This window comes from Bradyrhizobium embrapense (assembly GCF_001189235.2).
Lineage (GTDB): Bacteria > Pseudomonadota > Alphaproteobacteria > Rhizobiales > Xanthobacteraceae > Bradyrhizobium > Bradyrhizobium embrapense.
The window spans coordinates 146,404-165,889 of sequence record NZ_LFIP02000008.1 but is presented as its reverse complement, the minus strand read 5'-3'; the positions used below and the strand labels follow the sequence as shown (position 1 = coordinate 165,889).

At 65.8% G+C, this 19,486-nt stretch carries 17 protein-coding genes; 6 read left to right on the top strand and 11 right to left on the bottom strand.

Annotation, left to right across the window (positions count from 1 at the left end; genetic code table 11):
• Nucleotides 1–139: 139 nt before the first annotated feature.
• The 4 genes from AKN83_RS29270 to AKN83_RS29255 are packed head-to-tail and all read right to left on the bottom strand — an operon-like array spanning nt 140 to nt 4,338.
• Nucleotides 140–1,354 (bottom strand): ABC transporter substrate-binding protein, encoded by a 1,215-nt coding sequence (locus AKN83_RS29270; protein WP_050405896.1) that lies wholly within the window; start codon nt 1,352–1,354, stop codon nt 140–142.
• A 29-nt stretch (nt 1,355–1,383) separates the two neighbouring features.
• Nucleotides 1,384–1,968 (bottom strand): amino acid synthesis family protein, encoded by a 585-nt coding sequence (locus AKN83_RS29265; protein ID WP_050405895.1) that lies wholly within the window; start codon nt 1,966–1,968, stop codon nt 1,384–1,386.
• A gap of 16 nt (nt 1,969–1,984) precedes the next feature.
• Nucleotides 1,985–2,893: a UPF0280 family protein gene (locus AKN83_RS29260; protein WP_050405894.1), complete on the bottom strand. Its 909-nt coding sequence runs from the start codon at nt 2,891–2,893 to the stop codon at nt 1,985–1,987.
• Nucleotides 2,890–4,338 carry a hypothetical protein gene (locus tag AKN83_RS29255; protein WP_050405893.1) on the bottom strand — a complete coding sequence of 483 codons (1,449 nt, stop codon included), beginning with the start codon at nt 4,336–4,338 and terminating at the stop codon, nt 2,890–2,892. The genes AKN83_RS29260 and AKN83_RS29255 overlap by 4 nt, the downstream gene beginning before the upstream one ends.
• Nucleotides 4,339–4,616: 278 nt before the next feature.
• Between AKN83_RS29255 and AKN83_RS29250 the strand changes: the two genes are divergently transcribed.
• The 5 genes from AKN83_RS29250 to AKN83_RS29230 all read left to right on the top strand — a co-directional run bounded on the left by AKN83_RS29250 (nt 4,617) and on the right by AKN83_RS29230 (nt 12,117).
• Nucleotides 4,617–5,084, top strand: a complete 468-nt coding sequence (locus AKN83_RS29250) for a (2Fe-2S)-binding protein (protein ID WP_050405892.1) — start codon at nt 4,617–4,619, stop codon at nt 5,082–5,084.
• Complete coding sequence (locus AKN83_RS29245) at nt 5,084–8,626, top strand: molybdopterin cofactor-binding domain-containing protein (protein WP_050405891.1); 3,543 nt, start codon at nt 5,084–5,086, stop codon at nt 8,624–8,626. Before AKN83_RS29250 ends, AKN83_RS29245 begins: the two co-directional genes overlap by 1 nt.
• Nucleotides 8,627–8,687: 61 nt before the next feature.
• Entirely contained in the window at nt 8,688–9,992 is a 1,305-nt protein-coding gene (gene pncB, locus AKN83_RS29240) for a nicotinate phosphoribosyltransferase (protein ID WP_050405890.1), read from the top strand.
• 45 nt (nt 9,993–10,037) lie between these two features.
• Nucleotides 10,038–11,333, top strand: a complete 1,296-nt coding sequence (locus AKN83_RS29235; RefSeq protein WP_050405889.1) for an O-acetylhomoserine aminocarboxypropyltransferase — start codon at nt 10,038–10,040, stop codon at nt 11,331–11,333.
• 4 nt (nt 11,334–11,337) lie between these two features.
• Complete coding sequence (locus AKN83_RS29230; RefSeq protein ID WP_050405888.1) at nt 11,338–12,117, top strand: alpha/beta fold hydrolase; 780 nt, start codon at nt 11,338–11,340, stop codon at nt 12,115–12,117.
• 590 nt (nt 12,118–12,707) lie between these two features.
• On the opposite strand, the gene AKN83_RS40060 is transcribed toward AKN83_RS29230, so the two are convergent.
• From AKN83_RS40060 to AKN83_RS29215, 4 genes are all read right to left on the bottom strand, one after another.
• Nucleotides 12,708–12,872, bottom strand: coding sequence for a hypothetical protein (locus tag AKN83_RS40060; RefSeq protein WP_157113625.1), 165 nt, complete (start codon nt 12,870–12,872; stop codon nt 12,708–12,710).
• 245 nt (nt 12,873–13,117) lie between these two features.
• The gene (locus AKN83_RS38870; RefSeq protein WP_083992311.1) at nt 13,118–13,435 is read right to left on the bottom strand and encodes a DoxX family protein; all 318 of its coding nucleotides are present in this window, start codon (nt 13,433–13,435) and stop codon (nt 13,118–13,120) included.
• A gap of 3 nt (nt 13,436–13,438) precedes the next feature.
• Nucleotides 13,439–14,329, bottom strand: coding sequence for an NAD-dependent epimerase/dehydratase family protein (locus AKN83_RS29220; protein ID WP_063695592.1), 891 nt, complete (start codon nt 14,327–14,329; stop codon nt 13,439–13,441).
• Nucleotides 14,330–14,429: 100 nt separating this feature from the next.
• Complete coding sequence (locus tag AKN83_RS29215) at nt 14,430–15,338, bottom strand: LysR family transcriptional regulator (RefSeq protein ID WP_050405938.1); 909 nt, start codon at nt 15,336–15,338, stop codon at nt 14,430–14,432.
• A 182-nt stretch (nt 15,339–15,520) separates the two neighbouring features.
• Between AKN83_RS29215 and AKN83_RS38865 the strand changes: the two genes are divergently transcribed.
• Entirely contained in the window at nt 15,521–15,805 is a 285-nt protein-coding gene (locus AKN83_RS38865; RefSeq protein ID WP_347336843.1) for a hypothetical protein, read from the top strand.
• A gap of 286 nt (nt 15,806–16,091) precedes the next feature.
• Here AKN83_RS38865 and AKN83_RS29210 read toward each other — a convergent pair whose 3' ends face one another.
• The 3 genes from AKN83_RS29210 to AKN83_RS29200 form a co-directional block, all read right to left on the bottom strand.
• Nucleotides 16,092–17,126, bottom strand: a complete 1,035-nt coding sequence (locus AKN83_RS29210; RefSeq protein WP_050405885.1) for a S1C family serine protease — start codon at nt 17,124–17,126, stop codon at nt 16,092–16,094.
• 90 nt (nt 17,127–17,216) lie between these two features.
• Nucleotides 17,217–17,666 carry a hypothetical protein gene (locus AKN83_RS29205; protein ID WP_050405884.1) on the bottom strand — a complete coding sequence of 150 codons (450 nt, stop codon included), beginning with the start codon at nt 17,664–17,666 and terminating at the stop codon, nt 17,217–17,219.
• A 17-nt stretch (nt 17,667–17,683) separates the two neighbouring features.
• Nucleotides 17,684–19,285 carry a GMC family oxidoreductase gene (locus AKN83_RS29200; RefSeq protein WP_050405883.1) on the bottom strand — a complete coding sequence of 534 codons (1,602 nt, stop codon included), beginning with the start codon at nt 19,283–19,285 and terminating at the stop codon, nt 17,684–17,686.
• Between the last annotated feature and the right edge of the window lie 201 nt (nt 19,286–19,486).

Here is a 19,486-nt window from a genome sequence, read left to right as displayed (position 1 = left end):
TTGACGTGAACTTGCATCGGGGCCTCATCCTTTGAGACGGCGCTTCGCGCCTCCTCAGGATGAGGGGCAAGACCCTCATGGTGAGGAGCGCGGCAACGCCGCGCGTCTCGAACCACGAGGCTCCGCTCTATTCGCAGCCTCAATCCTTCGGCCGCAGCTTCTCGATTTCGGCATCGCTGGGCAGATAGTCCGAACCCTTGCGATAGGCCGTATCGACCATGATGCCCTTGCCATCCTTCAGCGCGGTCTTGCCGGTGAAGGCCCCGAGCGTCGACTGGTGGTCGATCTTGCGGAAGGTGATCTCGCCGAACGGCGAGGACATCGAGATGCCTTCCGCCGCCGCGATCAGCTTCTCCGGATCGCTCGAACCGGCCTTGGCGAGGATTGCGGCCGCCGCCTTGATGGTCTGGTAGCCGACGATCGAGCCGAGCCGCGGATAGTCGTTGTACTTGGCCTGATAGGCCTTCAGGAATGCGTCATGCTCGGGCGTCTTGATCGAGTACCAGGGATAGCCGCTGACGATCCAGCCCTCCGGCGTCTCGTCCTTCAGCGGATCGAGATATTCCGGCTCGCCGGTCAGAAAGCTGACCACGGTGCGGCCCTTGAACAGGCCGCGGGTGTTGCCTTCGCGCACGAGCTTGACGAGGTCGGCGCCGAAGGTGACGTTGAGGATCGCCTCGGGGTTCGCGGCGGCAGTCGCCTGCACCACTGGGCCGGCGTCGATCTTGCCCTGCGGCGGCCACTGCTCGTCGACCCACTGGATGTCGGGCCGCTTCTCCGACATCAGCTTCTTGAACACCGCGACCGCCGACTGGCCGTATTCGTAGTTCGGCGCGATTGTCGCCCAGCGTTTTGCTGGCAGCTTCGCGGCCTCCTCCACCAGCATCGCGGCCTGCATGTAGTTCGACGGCCGCAGGCGGAACGTGTAGCGGTTGCCCTTCGACCAGGTGATGGCGTCGGTCAGCGGCTCCGCGGCCAGGAAGAATACCTTCTTCTGGTTGGCGAAGTCAGAGACAGCAAGGCCGATATTGGAGAGGAACGTGCCGGTGAGCATCGCGACGTTCTCGCTCGACACCAGCTCGTTGGCCGCGGTTTGCGCATCGGCCGGCTTGCCGCCGTCATCCTTGGAAATGACGACGAGCTTCTTGCCGCCGATGCCGCCGGCCGCATTGATCTCCTCCACTGCGAGTTGCCAGCCCTTGCGGTAGGGCTCGGTGAACGCCGGTAGCAAGGAGTAAGAGTTGATCTCGCCGATCTTGATTTCGCTCTGCGCCATGGCCTGCGTCGTCATGGCGCTCGTTGCCATGGCCGCGACCGCAATCGCCAATCCCGCCCCTACGAAATAACCACGCATCCCGTCCTCCAGTTTTTCTTTCAAAGAGATTATCGCAATCCGTCTTCGCCTTTGACCTCGTCGACCGTCAGCCCGCCGACGCGCGGCAGCGGCCGCCCGCTATCGGTCACCGCAACCGCGACCATGATCTCGTTGGCGCGCGGCGCGTCGTTGATCTGCACCTCCATGCCATCGAAATGGCTGCGCACGAAGGCCGCATCCTTGTGCCCGAGCGGAATATCCAGCGTGGTGCCGGGACCTGAGCGCTTCTTCGACGACGGGATCAGCGCCGCACCCTTGGAGAGCACCTTGCGCACCGGCGCCCCCATCTTGGGATGCAAGATCGCTGCCGCATGCTCCAGCTCGCCATTTTCACCGACGGCAGCAGCCTTGCCGTAGCTGTGCGCCTTGGCGCCGTCGATGCCGAGCGCGGCGACCGCCCGCTTGGAAAGCAATTCGCCGAGTTCCTCGCCGATCGCGATCAGCGGCGACAGATCCTCGACATAACGGCCGGCAAAGGGATTTTCGATCACGGCGATCGCGGCCGCGCGGCGGGTCGGCGGGTCGATGGTCTTGCCCATCTCCAGATGGGTCTCCTCGACCACGGTGACGATCTTGCGAATGACGGCGCTCATTGTGCCTCGCTCCCGGTCATGCCTGCAGCACGATTTCTGACTCTCTTCTTTTAAACGCGTGCGGCGCCGGCGTCCCGTTCCCAGCTGCACCGACAAGGCGCGTTTCGCCCAGTAGACGCAATGCCGCGCCCTCGATCAATCCCGACGTCAGGAGATCGCGCGCCCGCACAGCTCCCGCCTCGAGCGCCTGCTCGATCTCGTGGTCCGACAGCGGCCCGACATCGCGCGTCACCAGCCGTGCGCCGAGATCGCTGTCCGGCTGCAACTCCCTCGCGGGAACGCGCAGGATCGCGGGATGACCCGGCAGATCCACCGCATTGGCGATCACGGTCGCCGCGGCATCGGCCGCTGACGCCGTCCGCGCCAGCGCGGTGACGGCATCGGCAATGCCGAGCGAGAAGCTGCGGCCGTGACGGCCGCTTGTCGCGATGCCGCGGACCGGCATGTCGCTGTCGACGGTCATGGTGCGCATCACGCCACGGTGGTCGGGCCGGTCCATCAAGCCGACGGTGAATTGCTCGCTATCGCCAAGATGCAAGGCAATGTCGCCGCCATTGTTGACATAGGCGCGGTCGAGCGTCGCGGCCTGCAGCATCGCGCCGAGGATTTCCTCGGCGACCGAGCCTGCGACCGCCGCCATCGGCGTGATGAAGCCGTCGGCGGCAAACGGCGCAACCGCCGCATGCATGCGCCGCGCGACCACGCCTTTCAGCCCGCCGCGCTGCGGATCGGCCGCGCTGCGCAGCTCGGCGAGTTCCGCGCAAAGCTCATCAAGCAAGCCGGTGAAGCGCTCCGCCGCTGCCTGATAGGCGGCGCTGACGTCCTTGTCCCTGCCCTTGGCTTCGACGATGAGATCAATGGGACCGTCCTGCAAATGCAGCCGCTTGCCGTCGGGAAGAAGCGCGATTTGCGGGAGCCGTCTCATGCGCGCCGCCCGGGAAGATACGGCATCGGCCGCACTTCGGCGCTGTCCCGCAGCGACGACAGCGGCCGGACGTAGTCCATGTGGCCGCCGAGCGCCGCGTAATCCGACAGCCGCATCGTGAACTCGATTGGCGCGACCAGCGCCGGAGTCGGCACGTAGCCGAAGGCCCCGGCCGGCATCTGCGTGACATCGACCATGAAGGTTATGCCGCCGCCGGGCCAGACATAGACCGGCGCGCCGCCGCTGGTTACCCGCGTCAGCGCATCCTTCACCGAGCGCGTCAGCCGCACCGGATTATCGGTGACGCCGGCCCGCAGCGATCCGCCCGCGCCGCCCATGAACAGCACGGTGCACAGCGCCGGCTCGCAATTCTCCTGGATGCGCTCGACCGAGAATTTGAGGTCTGGCGGCATCTCGGTCTCGATCGGCCTCAAGGCCTCGTCCAGCACGTAGTAGGACGCGTGCTCGCCGGTCGTCGACACCATCAGCATGGTGAGCCCCGGCCGCGCCTCCTTCGCATTGAAGGGACCGAGGATCGACAGCGGATCGGAGATGTTGGTGCCGCCCCATCCGGTGCCGGGATCGGCGACCTGGAAATAGCGGCCGGGCGTCGAGCGGCGGCCCTTCATCTTGATGCCGGTGTCGGCGATATCGAGCAGCTTGCCGGCCTGGTGCTCGCTGAGCACGCCGGTGATGTGGTCGTCGACCACCACGACCTCATCGACCTTGCCATGCCATTGCTTGGCGAACATGCCGATGGTCGCCGAGCCGCAGCCGACCCGCATCCGCTCTTCCGCCACGCCGTTGACGATCGGCGGCTTGCCGGCTTGCACCACGACGGTGGCGCCGCCGTCGATGGTCAACTCCACCGCCTTGCAGTTCGAGAGATCCATCAGCGTGTCGCAGGTGACGCGGCCCTCCTTCTTGGAGCCGCCGGTCAGATGATGCACGCCGCCGAGCGAGAGCATCTGCGAGCCATATTCGCTGGTCGTGACATGCCCGACCGCCTCCCCGTCCGCCCGCACGGTCGCGGTCTCCGGCCCGAGATAGCGGTCAGTGTCGATCTTCACCTTGACGCCGCAATACGAGAAAATGCCCTCGGTCACCACGGTGACCATGTCGACGCCGTCGACCTCCGACGACACGATGAAGGGCGCCGGCTTGTAGTCGGGATAGGTGGTTCCGGCGCCGATCGCGGTGACGAACAGTTCGGGCTGGCGGACGATCTTGCCGTCCCAATCGCCGCTGACCTGAAACGGCACCAGCTTGCCGCCATGCGAGACCGTGCGCTCCAGCACCACATGCGGGTCGACGCGCACCAGCGTTCCGTCGTGATTGGCATAACGATCGCACGCACCGGCCGCGCCCGGCTTGATGTAGCACATCACCGGACAGGCATCGCAGCGGATCTTGTCGCCGGCGGCGGCGGTCATTGTGTCAGCCATCGTGACCAAGCCTGGACTTGTGGCGGCGGTCGATCATACTGCGCTTCCGCCTCCCTGCCTATATCGTTCGTATACGAATGATCCTGCGCGCAGGTCTCAAACCTGTCAAGCGGGCTTTGCGATCAAAAGCTGCCATTCGCTTGCGCACCCTGTTCATAAAGCGTGCACTCGCTGCAGCGCGGCATGCCGCCGCTTGCACGTTTGTATACAAACGTTATCCTCATTGGCGGATTTGACGCTGACATTGCAGCGCAAACATCAAGGGGAGAACCAGGGCAATGCGCCTGACCGTGAACGGCAGGAATCATGATGTCGACGCCGCTCCCGACACCGCATTGCTTTACGTGCTGCGCAACGACCTCGCATTGAACGGACCGAAATATGGTTGCGGGCTCGGCGAGTGCGGCGCCTGCGCGGTGCTGATCGACGGCGTCGCCGCGCGCGCCTGCGTGATTCCGATCGAGGGCTGCGCAGGGCGCAGCATCGTCACGCTCGAAGGGCTCGGCAGCCGCGAGCATCCCGATCCCGTGCAGGATGCCTTCATCCGCGAGCAGGCCGCGCAATGCGGCTATTGTCTGAACGGCATGATCATCACCACCAAGGCGCTGTTGACCCGCAATCCCAATCCGTCCGAGCACGAGGTGTTGGAAGCGCTGCGCTACAATCTCTGCCGCTGCGGCGCGCATATCGAGATCATCCGCGCAGCGATGCGCGCCGCCGGCCACGCGCTCGAGGCGCGCGACTGATGGTTGAGGCGAAGGCTCCCGAGCAACGCAAGCGCGGCTCGCTGTCGGTCGTTCGCCCGGCGGTGCTGGGCGCGGAAGGCGCGTTCGAGACCTTCATCACCATCACATCAGACGGTTCGGTCAACGCCTATAACGGCCATGTCGATCTCGGCACCGGCATCCGCACCGCGCTCGGGCAGATCGTTGCCGAAGAGCTCGACGTCTCCTTTGCCCGCGTGGTCGTGATCCTCGGCGATACTGGCGTGGTGCCGAACCAGGGCGCGACGATCGCGAGCGAGACCATCCAGATCACCGCCATTCCCTTACGCAAAGCCGCAGCCCAAGCGCGGCATTTTTTACTCGCGCGCGCGGCCGAGCGGCTGGAGCTGCCGGTCGATGAGCTCATGATCGAGGACGGCCTGATTCGCGGTCACGACAATCGCAGCATCAGCTACGGCGAGCTGATCGCGGACGAGACCATCCGGCTCGAGCTCGCCGACGACGTCGCGGTCAAGGAAGCGAGCGCGTATTCCGTGGTCGGCAAATCGGTGCCGCGCGTCGACCTGCCGGCGAAGGCCACCGGCGAGCCGGTCTATGTGCACGACGTGCGCGTGCCCGGCATGCTGCACGGCCGCGTCGTCCGTCCGCCCTATGCCGGCGTCGACGCCGGCCCGTTCGTCGGCACCAGCCTGATCGCGGTCGATGAAGCCTCGGTGCGTGATATCCCCGGCCTCGTCGCGGTGGTGCGGATCGGCGATTTCGTCGGCGTCGTCGCCGAGCGCGAGGAGAACGCGATCAAGGCCGCTGCGCAGCTCAAGGTGAGCTGGAAACCGGGACCTGATTTGACCGATCTTTCCGACATCGAGCAAGCGCTGCGCGCCAATCCCTCGACGCCGCGCACATTGATCGACAAGGGCGACGTCGATGCCGCGATCAAGGCGGCAGCCAAGCCGATGCAACGGACATACGTCTGGCCCTACCAGATGCACGGCTCGATCGGCCCGTCCTGCGCGGTCGCCGACTACAACGAAGGCGCGATCCGGGTCTGGTCCGGCACGCAGAACCCGCACATCCTGCGCGGCGATCTGGCACTTTTGATCCAGCGGCCGGAATCCGAGATCGACGTGATCCGGATGGAGGCCGCCGGCTGCTACGGCCGCAACTGCGCCGACGACGTCTCCGCCGATGCGCTATTGCTGTCGCGCGCGGTCGGCCGTCCGGTGCGCGTCCAGCTCACCCGCGAGCAGGAACATGCCTGGGAGCCGAAGGGCACCGCGCAGCTGATGGACGTCAATGGCGGGCTCAACGCCGACGGCAGCGTCGCCGGTTACGACTTCTCCACGCGCTATCCCTCGAACGGTGCGCCGACCCTGGCGCTGCTGCTCACCGGGCGGATCGCGCCTGAAGCGGCAGTGTTCGAGATGGGCGACCGCACCGCGATCCCGCCCTATGATTACGAGAACATGCGCGTCGCCGCCCACGACATGGCGCCGATCGTGCGTGCGTCCTGGCTTCGCGGCGTCTCGGCGCTGCCCAATACGTTCGCGCATGAATCCTATATCGACGAGCTTGCCGCCGAGGCCAAGGTCGATCCGATCGAATACCGGCTGCGCTATCTGAAGGACAAGCGTGCGGTCGATCTCGTCAACGCGGTTGCCGAGCGCGCCGGTTGGACGCCGCGCCCGGTATGGAAAGAGCCCGAGGCCGAGGGCGACATCGTGCGCGGCCGCGGCTTTGCCTATGCGCTCTACGTGCACAGCAAATTTCCGGGCTACGGCGCGGCGTGGTCGGCCTGGATCGCCGACGTCGCCGTCAACAAGGCGACCGGCGAGGTCAGCGTGACGCGCGTCGTTGCCGGCCAGGATTCCGGATTGATGATCAATCCGGAAGGCGTGCGGCACCAGATCGAAGGCAACGTGATCCAGTCGACCAGCCGCGCGTTGATGGAGCAGGTCTCGTTCGAGCGCGGCGCGGTGACGGCGCGGGAATGGGGCGCCTACCCCATCATCAAATTCCCCGAGCTGCCCAAGATCGACGTGCTGATGCTGCCGCGGCAGGACCAGCCGCCGCTCGGTGTCGGCGAGTCCGCCTCGGTGCCGAGCGCGGCTGCGATCGCCAATGCGATCTATGACGCGACCGGCGTCCGCTTCCGCGAGCCACCGTTCACGCCGGAGCGCATCTTGAAGGGACTGCGCGGCGAGCAACCCGCAGCGCCCGCCCCTCTTCCGCCGCCTGCGCCGACGGCCGACCTCAACAGATGGCAGAATCCGTTTGCAAAACGCGGAGGGGTGCTCGCCGGCATTGCCGCGCTCTGCGCAGCGGCAATCGGGATCGGCGCATCGGTGCTGCCGTGGCGCGCGATTGCGCCGATCGCCCGGCCTGATGCCTCGGTCTATTCAACTGCAACGATCGCGCGCGGCAAGGAGCTCGCCGCACTCGGCGCCTGCGCGATCTGCCACACGTCGGAGCACGGCATCACCAACGCCGGCGGCCGGCCGCTCGATACGCCGTTCGGCACAATCTATACGACTAACATCACGCCCGATATCGACACCGGCATCGGCGCCTGGTCCTATCCCGCGTTCGAGCGCGCGATGCGCGAGGGCATTCATCGCGACGGGCGGCATCTCTATCCGGCGTTTCCGTACACGCATTTTGCCAGGACCAGTGATGCCGATTTGCAGGCGCTCTATGCCTACCTGATGGCGCAAAAACCGGTGCGCGCCGAGACGCCGCCGAACGCGCTCGCCTTTCCGTTCAACCTGCGGCCGCTGCTCGCCGGGTGGAATGCGCTGTTCCATCAGCCGCGCACGTTCCAGCCCGATCCATCGAAGTCCGATATCTGGAATCGCGGCGCCTACCTGATCGAGGGGCTCGGCCATTGCGGCGCCTGCCACTCGCCGCGCAATGCGCTCGGCGCCGAACGGCAAAGCGCCTATCTCGCCGGCGGCTTCGCGGAGGCCTGGGAGGCGCCGGCGCTGACATCGCTGTCGAAGGCCCCGATCCGCTGGAGCGAGGACGAGCTTTATACCTATCTGCGCACCGGCGAGTCCCGCCTGCACGGTGTCGCCGCTGGGCCAATGGCACCGGTCGTGCAGGAACTCGCCGCGCTGCCCGACCAGGACATCCGCGCGATGGCGGTCTATCTCGCCTCGTTCAACGAGGCCGCCGATCGGTCGGCCCACGATGCGTTGGCCGCAAAGCTCGAGACACGCACAGCCGTCACCACCGCGGCGTCAGCGGGCGCACGGATCTATCAAGGCGCCTGCGCGGTCTGCCATGAGGTCGGCGGCCCGCCGCTGTTCGGCAGCCGGCCGTCGCTGGCGCTGAACAGCAATCTGCACAGCGACGCCCCCGATAATCTGATCCAGGTGATCCTGCATGGCATCGCCAAGCCCGCGGTGACCGATCTCGGCTACATGCCGGCCTTCAAGGACAGCATGAGCGACGGCCAGGTCGCCGAGCTCGCCGCCTTCCTCCGGCAGCAATTTGCCCCGGGCAAGCCGGCCTGGACCGATGTCGCCGCCACGGTCGGCCGTATACGGCGGACCATAGCGCGCTGACCTGCCATGTTCCGCCCGATACCCACTGGGCGGGCGGCGCGGGGCAGGCTAAGGTTCCCGCATGACCGTGACAGACATCGCGACCCGGACCTACAACCACGGCTGGCGGCTCGACCCGATCGTGCGCAGCCTGCTGGACACCGATTTCTACAAGCTGTTGATGCAGCAGATGATCCGGGAAAGCTATCCGGACACGCGCACGACCTTTTCGGTGATCAACCGGTCGACCCATATCCGGCTTGCCGAGGTCATCGACGAGGGCGAGCTGCGCGCCCAGCTCGACCACGCCCGCACCATCCGCTTCTCCAAGAAGGAACTGATCTGGCTCGCCGGCAACACGTTCTACGGCAAGACCCAGATGTTCTCGCCCGATTTCATCAACTGGCTCTCGACCTTCCGCCTGCCCGAATACGAGCTGCACAAGGTCGACGGCCAGTACGAGCTGCATTTCCACGGGCCATGGACCCACACCACGATGTGGGAAATCCCGGCGCTCGCGATCCTCAACGAGCTGCGCTCGCGCGCGGCGACCAAGACCTACGGCCGTTTCGCGCTCGACGTGCTCTACGCCCGCGCCAAGGCCAAGCTGTGGGCCAAGGTCGAGCGGCTGCGCAAGCTGGACGGCCTGCGGCTGTCCGATTTCGGCACGCGCCGCCGCCACGGCTTCCTGTGGCAGCGCTGGTGCGTCGAGGCGGTGAAGGAAGGCCTCGGTCCGTCCTTCACCGGAACGTCGAACGTGCTGCTCGCGATGGACAACGACCTCGAGGCGATCGGCACCAACGCGCACGAGCTGCCGATGGTTGCCGCAGCGCTCGCCAACGACGACCAGGAGCTGCGCTGGGCGCCCTATCGCATCCTCGATCAATGGCGCCACGCCTATGGCGGCAACCTGCTGATCGCGCTGCCCGATGCGTTCGGCACCAAGCCGTTCCTGCGCGATGCGCCGGACTGGGTCGCCGACTGGACCGGCTTTCGTCCCGACAGCGCGCCGCCGATCACCGCCGGCGAAGAGATCATCAAGTGGTGGAAGCAGAAGGGCCGCGATCCGAAGGAGAAGCTGCTGGTGTTCTCCGACGCGATGGATGTCGGCTCGATCGAGGAGACGTTCCATCACTTCAAGGGCCGCGTGCGCGTCAGCTTCGGCTGGGGCACCAACCTCACCAACGATTTCGTCGGCTGCGCGCCTGACGGCACCGCCGAGCTCGATCCGATCTCGATCGTCTGCAAGGTGACGTCGGTCGACGGACGCCCCGCCGTCAAGCTCTCCGACAACCCGGAGAAGGCGACCGGCATCCCGTCCGAGGTCGAGCGCTATCTGCGCGTATTCGGCAATGTCGGCCGTGTTCGCACCGCAGTTCACGTCTAAACCAACGCACCGATCACTCCGATCGACTGACCTGACGAGCTTCGCATGCCCGCACCCAAGCCGCCTGCCTTCGAAACCCTGAGCCTGCACGCCGGCCAGCGCCCCGATCCCTTAACCGGCGCGCGCGCGGTGCCGATCTATCAGACCACATCCTACGTGTTCCAGGACGCCGACCACGCCGCGGCGCTGTTCAACCTCGAACGCGCCGGCCACATCTACACGCGCATCTCCAATCCGACGACTGCGGTTCTGGAGGAACGGATCGCCGCGCTCGAATGCGGCGTCGGCGCGATCTGCACCGCGAGCGGCATGGCCGCGATGCATCTCGCCATCGCGACGCTGCTCAATGCCGGCGACCACATCGTCGCCTCCGCCTCGCTCTATGGCGGCACCATCAACCTCTTGGCGCACACGCTGCCGCGCTTCGGCATCACCACGACATTCGTGAAGCCGCGCGCGCTCGATGAGTTTCGCGCCGCGATCAAGCCCAATACGCGGCTCGTGATCGGCGAGACGATCGGCAATCCCGGCCTCGAGGTGCTCGACATCCCGGCGGTAGCACAAATCGCGCACGACGCGAAGATCCCGCTGTTGATCGACAATACCTTCGCGACGCCGTATCTGAGCCAGCCGATCGAGCTCGGCGCCGACATCACGATGAACTCGGCCACCAAATGGATGGGCGGTCACGGCATCGCGATCGGCGGCGTCGTCGTCGACGGCGGCCGGTTCGACTGGCGCGCATCCGGCAAGTTCCCGCAGCTCACCGAGCCCTATGCCGGCTATCACGGCATCGTCTTCGACGAGCAGTTCGGCAAGGCCGCCTTCATCATGCGCGCCCGCACCGAGGGCCTGCGCGACTTCGGCGCCTGCCTGTCGCCGACCAATGCCTTCCAGCTGCTGCAAGGCATCGAGACGCTCGGCGTCCGCATGGACCGCCACATCAGCAACACCCATGCGGTGCTCGACGCGCTGGCCGCGAACAAGGCAGTCGACTGGGTGCTGCATCCGTCGCTGGAGATCCATCCGGACTACGCGCTGGCCAAGAAGCTGCTGCCGCGCGGCGCCGGCTCGATCATCAGCTTCGGCATCAAGGGCGGCCGCGCCGCCGGCAAGAAGTTCATCGAGCAGCTGAAGCTGATCAGCCATCTCGCCAATGTCGGCGACGCCAAGACGCTGGTGATCCACCCCGCCAGCACCACGCACCAGCAGATGGATGCCGATCAGCTCAAGGCCGCCGGCATCGGCGAGGAGCTGGTGCGGCTCTCAGTCGGCATCGAGACCGCGCAGGATATCATCGACGATCTCGGCCAGGCGCTGCGCGCCTCGCAAAGGACTTGAGCCCATGCAGCTTTCCGTCAACGGGTCAGACACCTTCATCGCGACCGGCGGCAAGCCGTTCGATCCCTCGCTGCCGGCGATGGTGATGATCCACGGCGCCGGCTTCGATTCCTCGACCTGGGCGCTGCACAGCCGCTGGTTCGCGCATCACGGCTATTCCGTGCTGGCGCCGGATCTGCCTGGCCACGGCCGCTCCGTCGGCAAGCCGCTCGCGACCATCGCCGAGATGGCCGACTGGATCGCGGCGCTGATCGCCGCCGCCGGCGCAGCGAAGGCGCGACTGATCGGCCATTCGATGGGCTCGCTGATCGCGATCGAGACCTCGGCGCGGCATCCCGACAGGGTCTCCGGCCTCGCGCTGATCGGCACCGCCGCGACCATGACGGTCGGCCCCGATCTGTTGAAGGCCGCCGAGGCCAACGACGTCGCCGCGATCGACATGGTCTCGATCTGGGGCCTCGGCTTCAAGGCCGAGCTCGGCGGCAGCCTCGCGCCCGGCCTGTGGATGCACCAGGGCGCGCAGCGGGTGCTGCAGGAGGCGAAACCGGGTGTACTCTACAACGACCTCAACGCCTGCAACGCCTATCAGAACGCGCTGACCGCCGCCGCTGCGGTCAAGGTGCCCGCGACCTTCGTGCTCGGCGAGCGCGACATGATGACCCCCGCCAAGGCCGGCAAGTCGCTCGCCGCCGCGACACCGAATGCGCGCATCGTGGTGCTGCCGGGCGCCGGCCACATGATGATGGTCGAGCAGCCCGACGAGCTGCTGGCGGCGTTGCGGTAGCGACGCACTTCCCTTCTCCCCTCGTGTCCGCCGTAGCGTTGGCGAAGGCGGATGTCGGTGAAGGTCGCGGACACAAGTCCGCGCTGGATGACCGCCACCAAAATATCGAAAACAACCCCATGCACAGTAGCAGGGGCCGCCCCCGGCCCCAGGACAAGCTACTTGACACGTCGGGCAACTCAGCGATATCTTCTATTATTCCGAATTTTCTGCGAACCCTGCCAGGGGCATCAAGCAGCTGCTTCAGGCCCGCGTTGGCCTTCATCCTAGAACAGGCGCTCGTCGCCACGATGCGGGATGACGTGGTCGCAGACCAGCTGCGACGTGTTCGGCTCGACCCTGCCGCGGCATCCACAAAAGGAACGGCCGACCACCTTGCGATGATCGGCCGAAGTCCAGGGAGGAAAAAGCCAAACCAACGGAACGAAGCGAAGCCGCCTCACTCGGCGGGCCCCCTTTCATTTCTGCTCAGCGCATTCTTGAAATCGCGGGAAGCACGCTTGTCGCGTCCGCCTTCGGCGGACCTAGCAGAGCCCAAACGGCTACGGCCAAGACAAGCGCGCTGAAGAAGCACCACGAGACCAAGCGCATTACGGCATCATCGTCATGGTTGCCAAATCGGCATCAGTGAAGCTTGGCCCGCTCGATGCAAAATAGATTGTAGCGAGCATCAGTACTGAAAACGCTATGTAGCCAAAAATAATCAAGCCGTCATGACTGCGAACAGAAGACGGCATGGTGTGCGAGATCGCCATGACCAATTTCCTATTCAGAACAGCGCTTCGTTGCGCGTCATCATCTTAGGCTTGATCTGCGAAAGCGCTGTGAAGCAATTCACAGCATTCGCGCACAAATTCGCGCCATTCTCGTTAGCCCCTGGCAATTTCCTGATGTGATCTTCATTATTCGAACAACTTGCTGTGACCCCTGCTCAGCGGGCGTCCCCCGGGCATCCCAAGCCGATCGGCACCCTCCTCAAGTGTCAGGAGCCAGCGATCTTTCAGGGCATCCAGCTCGCCATCACCAGCAAGGCAGCGAAGCAGGCGATCGGTGCGAGATGGGAAAAATCCCGATGTCGCATGACGGTCAAAGCTGCCGCTGCGAGGATGACGGCGCAGAGGACCAGGCCCGCTGTGCGGGTTGCCGGTAGTGCGACCAGGATTGCGGCCGATATCTCCAATCCGCCGGTGACCCGGCACCACCACGCCGGATACCCCCATCGGACAAAGTTGCTCCGCGTCGTCGACGTCGCGATCGCATTGAACAGACCTGCACCGGCGAAGGCGGCGGCTAGCAGCCTGATGAATATCACGTGCATGACCTAAGCCACCGCCAACGCATAAGCGCGCAACTCGTCGATGATCGATCCGCGTGAAGGATTCCAGCCGAGCTCACGCTTCGCCTTGTCGCCCGAGATGGTCTGATCGGAGGCGATCGCATCGGCGAAGCCCCGGAGCACCTTGCGCGCCTCTTCGAGCGGCCATGCCGCTACGCGGCCCCTGGCACCGCCCAACTCGCTCGCTGCGCGTGCGATCTCGATGAGCCGCGGCGCCGACCCGTGCGCGCCATTGAAGACGGATCCCGCCGGCGCCCGTTCGAGCGCGAGCGCATAGAGATCGGCCAGATCGTCGGCATGCACGGTCGACCAGCGATTTTGACCGTCACCGACATGAAGCGCTGCACCATGTTCCTTCGCCGATGCGACCATCATCATCGCGGCGCCGCCCCAATTGCCATAGACCCAGGCGGGCCGGATAACGACGGGATGGACGCCCTCGGCTTCGGCGGCGAGGATCTCGCGTTCCAGCGCCTGGCGCCAGCGGACCATCTCGATCGGGTTCAGCGGCGTGCGCTCGGTCGCTGGCGTGTCACCCGTGGAACCGTAGACCAGGCTGCCACTGGTATAGATGAAGCGCTGACCCGTTCCACGCTGGGCTGCGAGGATCGCACGTGTCGCAATTTCATCGAGGGACGCAGCGTTCTGATCGTTGGGCGAAGCGGCATGGACGACGGCGTCCACGCCCCGCACCGCCGCGACCAGGCTCGCCGGGTCGGCAAGTTCACCCATCTCCGCCGCGAAGCCTCGGTCGAGCAGCTTGGCCGCACTGGCTTGCGACCGGGCCAGCCCCACGACGTCATGACCTGCCTCTTTCAATCGGTGCGCGACCGCACCGCCGATCAAGCCGGTCGCGCCTGTTACCAAAACTCGCATCTCGATCACCCTTCAATTTCGGTGAACCCAACAAAGCGGAACGGCCATGCGGATGGAAATCGCGAGTTCTGATGTGGCGTTATCGATCGCGCCGATGGCGTCAGGCCGAGGCGGCGATTTTGGTGATGATGCCGCGCAGCCAGGCAATGGCCCCATGGGTATCCGCCCGCCGGTGCCACATCAGGTGGAGCGGCCAGGTCGGCAGTTCGAGCGGCGGATCATAAATTGCGATGCCTGCTCCGGTCCCGGCGAACCTCCGTGCGACCCGCGAGGCCAGCGTCGCGACGAGGTCGGTCCCGGCGATCACGAAGGGCGCGGCCAGGAATTGTGGCAGGCTCAGCACGACGCGCCGTTCGAGGCCGAGATCGGCAAGCCTCAGATCGACGATCCCGGAGCGGTCGCCTTCCGGAGAGACCAGAAGATGCGGCGCCGCTGCGAAAGCCTTGAGGCTTGGACCATCCGCGAATGCCGGATGCCCCTTCCGCACGACGCAGGCGAAACTCTCAAAAAACAGCGGGCTGCTGATGATGCGCGCCGACGTCTCGACGGGGAAACCGATCGCCAGATTCGCCTCGCCGCTGTCGAGCAGCGTGACGGCTTCGTCACGCCCGAAGATCCCGCAGACCCGCACGTTGACGTGCGGGGCATCGATGCTGAGGCGGGCCATGAGCGGCGGCAACAGAACGAACGCCGCATAGTCGCTCATCGCGAGCGTGACGGTATTGTCGGCCGTCGCCGGGTCGAAGCTATCGGCCTGCAGCGCGCTCCGGAGCAGCCGGAGCGCATCCGAGACGGGACCGGCAAGGTCATGGGCGCGGGGCGTCGGCTGCATGCCTGAAGGCGTTCGCACGAAGAGCTCGTCGCCAAGAAGCTCTCGCAAGCGCGTGAGCGCCCCGCTCATCGCCGACTGGCTGAGGCCGATCCGCGATCCGGCGCGCGTCACATGGCGCTCCGCGTATAGCGCATCAAAGGCCTTCATCAAGTTGAGGTCGAAGCCGGCTATATCCATGTGGCCGACCATAGGCGAATGCGCCGAACGGGGATAGGCGGCGATGCCTCGAACGCTCACCGCCTGGAAGGCGGCGCAGTCTGCAAAGGGTCGATAGGCGCCGCCTTTCTTTCAGTCTATGCTAATGTGGTGCGTCATTTGGTGCACATGGAGCGTGCACTCTCAGGTCAGGAGGCCGATGCATGAAGATGAAGATTGCGAGCTTCGCGTGCGCTCTCGGAGCAGCCTTGGTGCTGTGCAACCTCGGAGTGTCCAGTGCTGAAGCCCGGGCGCGGAAGGCACAAGTCGTTCATGAACGGGCGAGGGTCGTTATCACGACGCCCATGATCACGCCGACTCCGTGGGATTATTATATTGTTCCACGCTATCGCTATCGCCCTGAAGACGACCGGGTCGATCCCTATGCGCCGCCCCTGGTGTCGTCTTGGGATCTCTATGAGGGGTGGCGGTGGCCATACGGGTGGTGAGCTGCGATCACGCGCAGCGGATCGCATTCCGACGAACTGCTGGCGGCGCTGCCGCAAACCCCTCTTCCTTCTCCCCTTGTGGGAGAAGGTGGCATAGGCGGCCAACGGCCGCCGTTTCTAAACAACGCCGACGCGCAGCGTCGGCTACGGCGCTGGCTGAGGGGTTGTCTCCACAGATGAGCTAGTGGAGGGGAACCCCTCACCCGGCTTCATCTCGCTCCGCTCGATTTCGTCACCCTCTCCCACAGGGGGAGAGGGTGCATCTCGTGCGCGGATCGCGCAACGCTCACTGCTTCGCCGGCTTCCTCCCGATCGGGTGGATGTCGATCGCGCGCAGGCGGCCAAGGCGGAGCACGTCCATCGACAAAGTGCGGTCGATCCTGCTGTGATCGAGTGCACGGATCAGGTCGTCGACGCCGTGGATCTCGATGCCGTCGAGCCCGATCACGACATCGCCGGGCAACAGGCTGGCGCGCGCGGCCGGGCTGTCCGGCTCGATCTGCATCAGCAGCGCGCCCATCTTGTTCTCGACGCCGGCAAGCACCGCATGACGCCGCGGCACCGGCGCGGTCTGGCCGGCGACGCCGATATAGGCGCGGCGGACATGGCCGTGGCGGATGATCTCCGACAGCACGAACTGCGCGGTGTTGGAGGCCACCGCAAAGCAGATGCCCTGCGCGCCGTTGATGATCGCGGTGTTGATGCCGATCACCTCGCCGTTCGACGACACCAGCGGCCCGCCTGAATTGCCGGGGTTGAGCGCGGCGTCGGTCTGGATCACGTCCTCGATGGTGCGCCCGCTGACCGAGCGGATCGAGCGGCCGAGCGCCGACACCACGCCGGCGGTGACCGTCGATTCGAAGCCGAGCGGATTGCCGATCGCGACCACGAGCTGACCGCGCCGCAGCGTCTTGGAATTGCCGAGCGAGGCATAGGCCAGATCGCGCGCGCCGTCGGCGCGCAGCAGCGCGAGATCGGTGTCGGGATCGACGCCGAGCACGTGGGCATCGGTGACAAAGCCCTCGGTGTCGCGCAGGCGGATCTCCTTCGACGATCCGACCACGTGGCTGTTGGTCAGCACGAGCCCGTCGGGCGAGATTACGATGCCCGAGCCGAGCCCGCCGCGCTCGCGGGCGCTCCGCACCTTCGGCCCGGTCTCGACCCGGACCACGGCGGGACCGACGCGGTCGGTGACGTCGATCACGGCATTGGAATAGGCATCCAGCAAGGCCCGGTCATCGACTTGAGATGCGACCTGGGCAGCGTCAGCCGTTCGCGGTGACAGCGCGTCACCGGCGGCATCTGAGGTAAAATCCAGCATGGCGAGAATCCTTTGGTCCCCTCAGATGGTGACCGGCTCCCGCCGTCGCAAGTGGTTACGCCCGTGCCTGCCCTGCACCTGCCCGATCGGCTAGGTCGCCCGCCGCAACGTGCCGCCGCGCGCCTTGACCGGATCGAGCAGCGACCAGTCGCCGTCCGGCAGCACATGGCCCTTCGGGAACGGCGCGCGCAGCTCGAGCCCGAGCGAGCGCAGCACCCGGTCGTCGCGGTAGTAGCATTGCAGCACGACGCGGACGAGCGTCGCCGCGGCGACGCCGCCAAGCTTGCGAAACTCCTGCGCCACCGCGTCGCGCCGGGCCTCATCGAGCTCGGCGAGCGGCTTGCCGGCGAGATCAGCCAGATGATCCAGCGCCTGCGCGACCAGCGCGGTGTCGCGGCCGAGCGTTGCCAGCATGTCGGCCTGGATCGCCGGATCATCGGCCCCCGGCACCTTGTACTCGGCGCTTTCGGGCACAATCATCGCGGCGACGGTGCGGAGATCGGCGCGCTGGGCTGCGGTCAGTTGTTTGCTATCGGACATGTCGGTCTCTGGCGGTCTCAGTCGAACAGATTGGCGAGGCGCTGCTTCATCTGGTCGGCGATGTAGAGCGCGAGGGCCTGGATGGTGGAGGTCGGGTTCACCCCGCCCGAGGTGACGAAGATGCTGCCGTCGACGATGAACAGGTTCTTCACGTCGTGCGCGCGGCCCCATTCGTTGACCACGGAGCGCGCCGGATCGGTGCCCATCCGCGCGGTGCCGAGCAGATGCCAGCCGCCCCAGGGGATCGGATCGTTGATGCAGATGTCGGTGGCGCCGGCGGCCTCGAGGATCTCCCGGCCGCGCGCCAGGCCGTGGTCCATCATCTTGCGGCTGTTCGCGCTGATCGTGTAGTCGATCTTCGGCGCCGGGATGCCGTGGCTGTCCTTCAAAACCGGATCGAGCGTGACGCGGTTGTGCTCCTCCGGCAGATCCTCGCAGATCGCCGATACCGCAAGGCGATGGCCGTTGAGCTTGCGGAAGACGCGGTGGTGATCCTTGCCCCAGGGCAGGATCCCCTTCTGCTCGCTCGCGACCGCCTCGAACACCGGCCCGGCGCCGCGGCCGAACTGGATGCCGTAACCGCGGACGAAGCCGCGCGACAGATCGGTGTCGTAGAACTCCTTGCTCCACAGGCAGGTCGGCGGCGCGCGGTTGCTGTCGGTCGGCTCCTTCACGTAGCCGTAGATCTGCGCATAAGGATGGAACATCAGGTTCTTGCCGACCAGGCCCGACGAGTTGGCGAGGCCGTTCGGAAATTTCCCCGACACCGAATTGAGCAGCAGCCGCGGCGTGCCGACGCCGTTGCAGGCGATGATGACGACTTCGGCCGGCTGGAATTGCTCGACGCCGTCCTTGTCGTAGTACACGACGCCGGAGGCCATGCCGTGCTCGTTGGTCAGAATCTCGCGCACCCGGCAATGCGTCTTGAGCTCGACCCCGGCGCGGATCGCGTGCGGCCAGTAGGTAATGTCGGTCGAGGCCTTGGCGCCTTGCGCGCAGGCCGGCGTGCAGTGGCCGAGATTGATGCAGCGCGCCCGGCCCTCGTAATCCGTCGTCGCGACCGTGGTGTCGGACGGCCACCAGTGCCAGCCGAGCTTGTTCATGGCCTTACCGATCAGCGGGCCGGACAGCCCGAGCGGCTGCTGCGGCATCGGCGGATGGCTCAGCGGCGACAGCGGGTCGCCCGACAGGCCCGAGACGCCCATCATGCGATCGTTCTCCTCGAAGAACGGCGTCAGCGCGTCGTAATCGATCGGCCAGTCGTCGGCGACGCCGTCGAGCGTCTTCACCTTGAAGTCGGAGGGATGGAGCCGCGGCCAGTGCGCGGTGTACATCACGGTCGAGCCGCCGACGGCGTTGAAGTTGACGACCTTGATCGGCGAATTGTCGTCATTGATCGGGTAGTCCTCCGGCCGTTTGCGGACATTGGGGCTCGACGACCATTCGCCGTAGAATTTCGCCTCCCAGTCACGGCCGGTGCTCGGATATTCGGCAGGGTTCATCCAGCCGCCCTGATCAAGGCAGAGGATGTGCATCTTGGTATCGGCGAGGCTCCAGGCTATCGCGGCACCGGAGGCCCCGGCGCCGATGATCAGGACGTCAACGGGATCGTTCTTCATTCTTGTTCCTTGGGCTTTATGACCCCGTCATTGCGGCGCGATGCGAAGCATCGAATCCGGAATGACCTGCACAAATCGCAGCGACGATAGAGGAAATTCCGCGGCAGAGTAAAGCCGCGCAGCGGGCAGCCCGCCGCACGGAACGGATGCAGCGAAGCTGCACCCGGCAAATCGCGATGGCTGCCCCGCGCCGCGATGTTT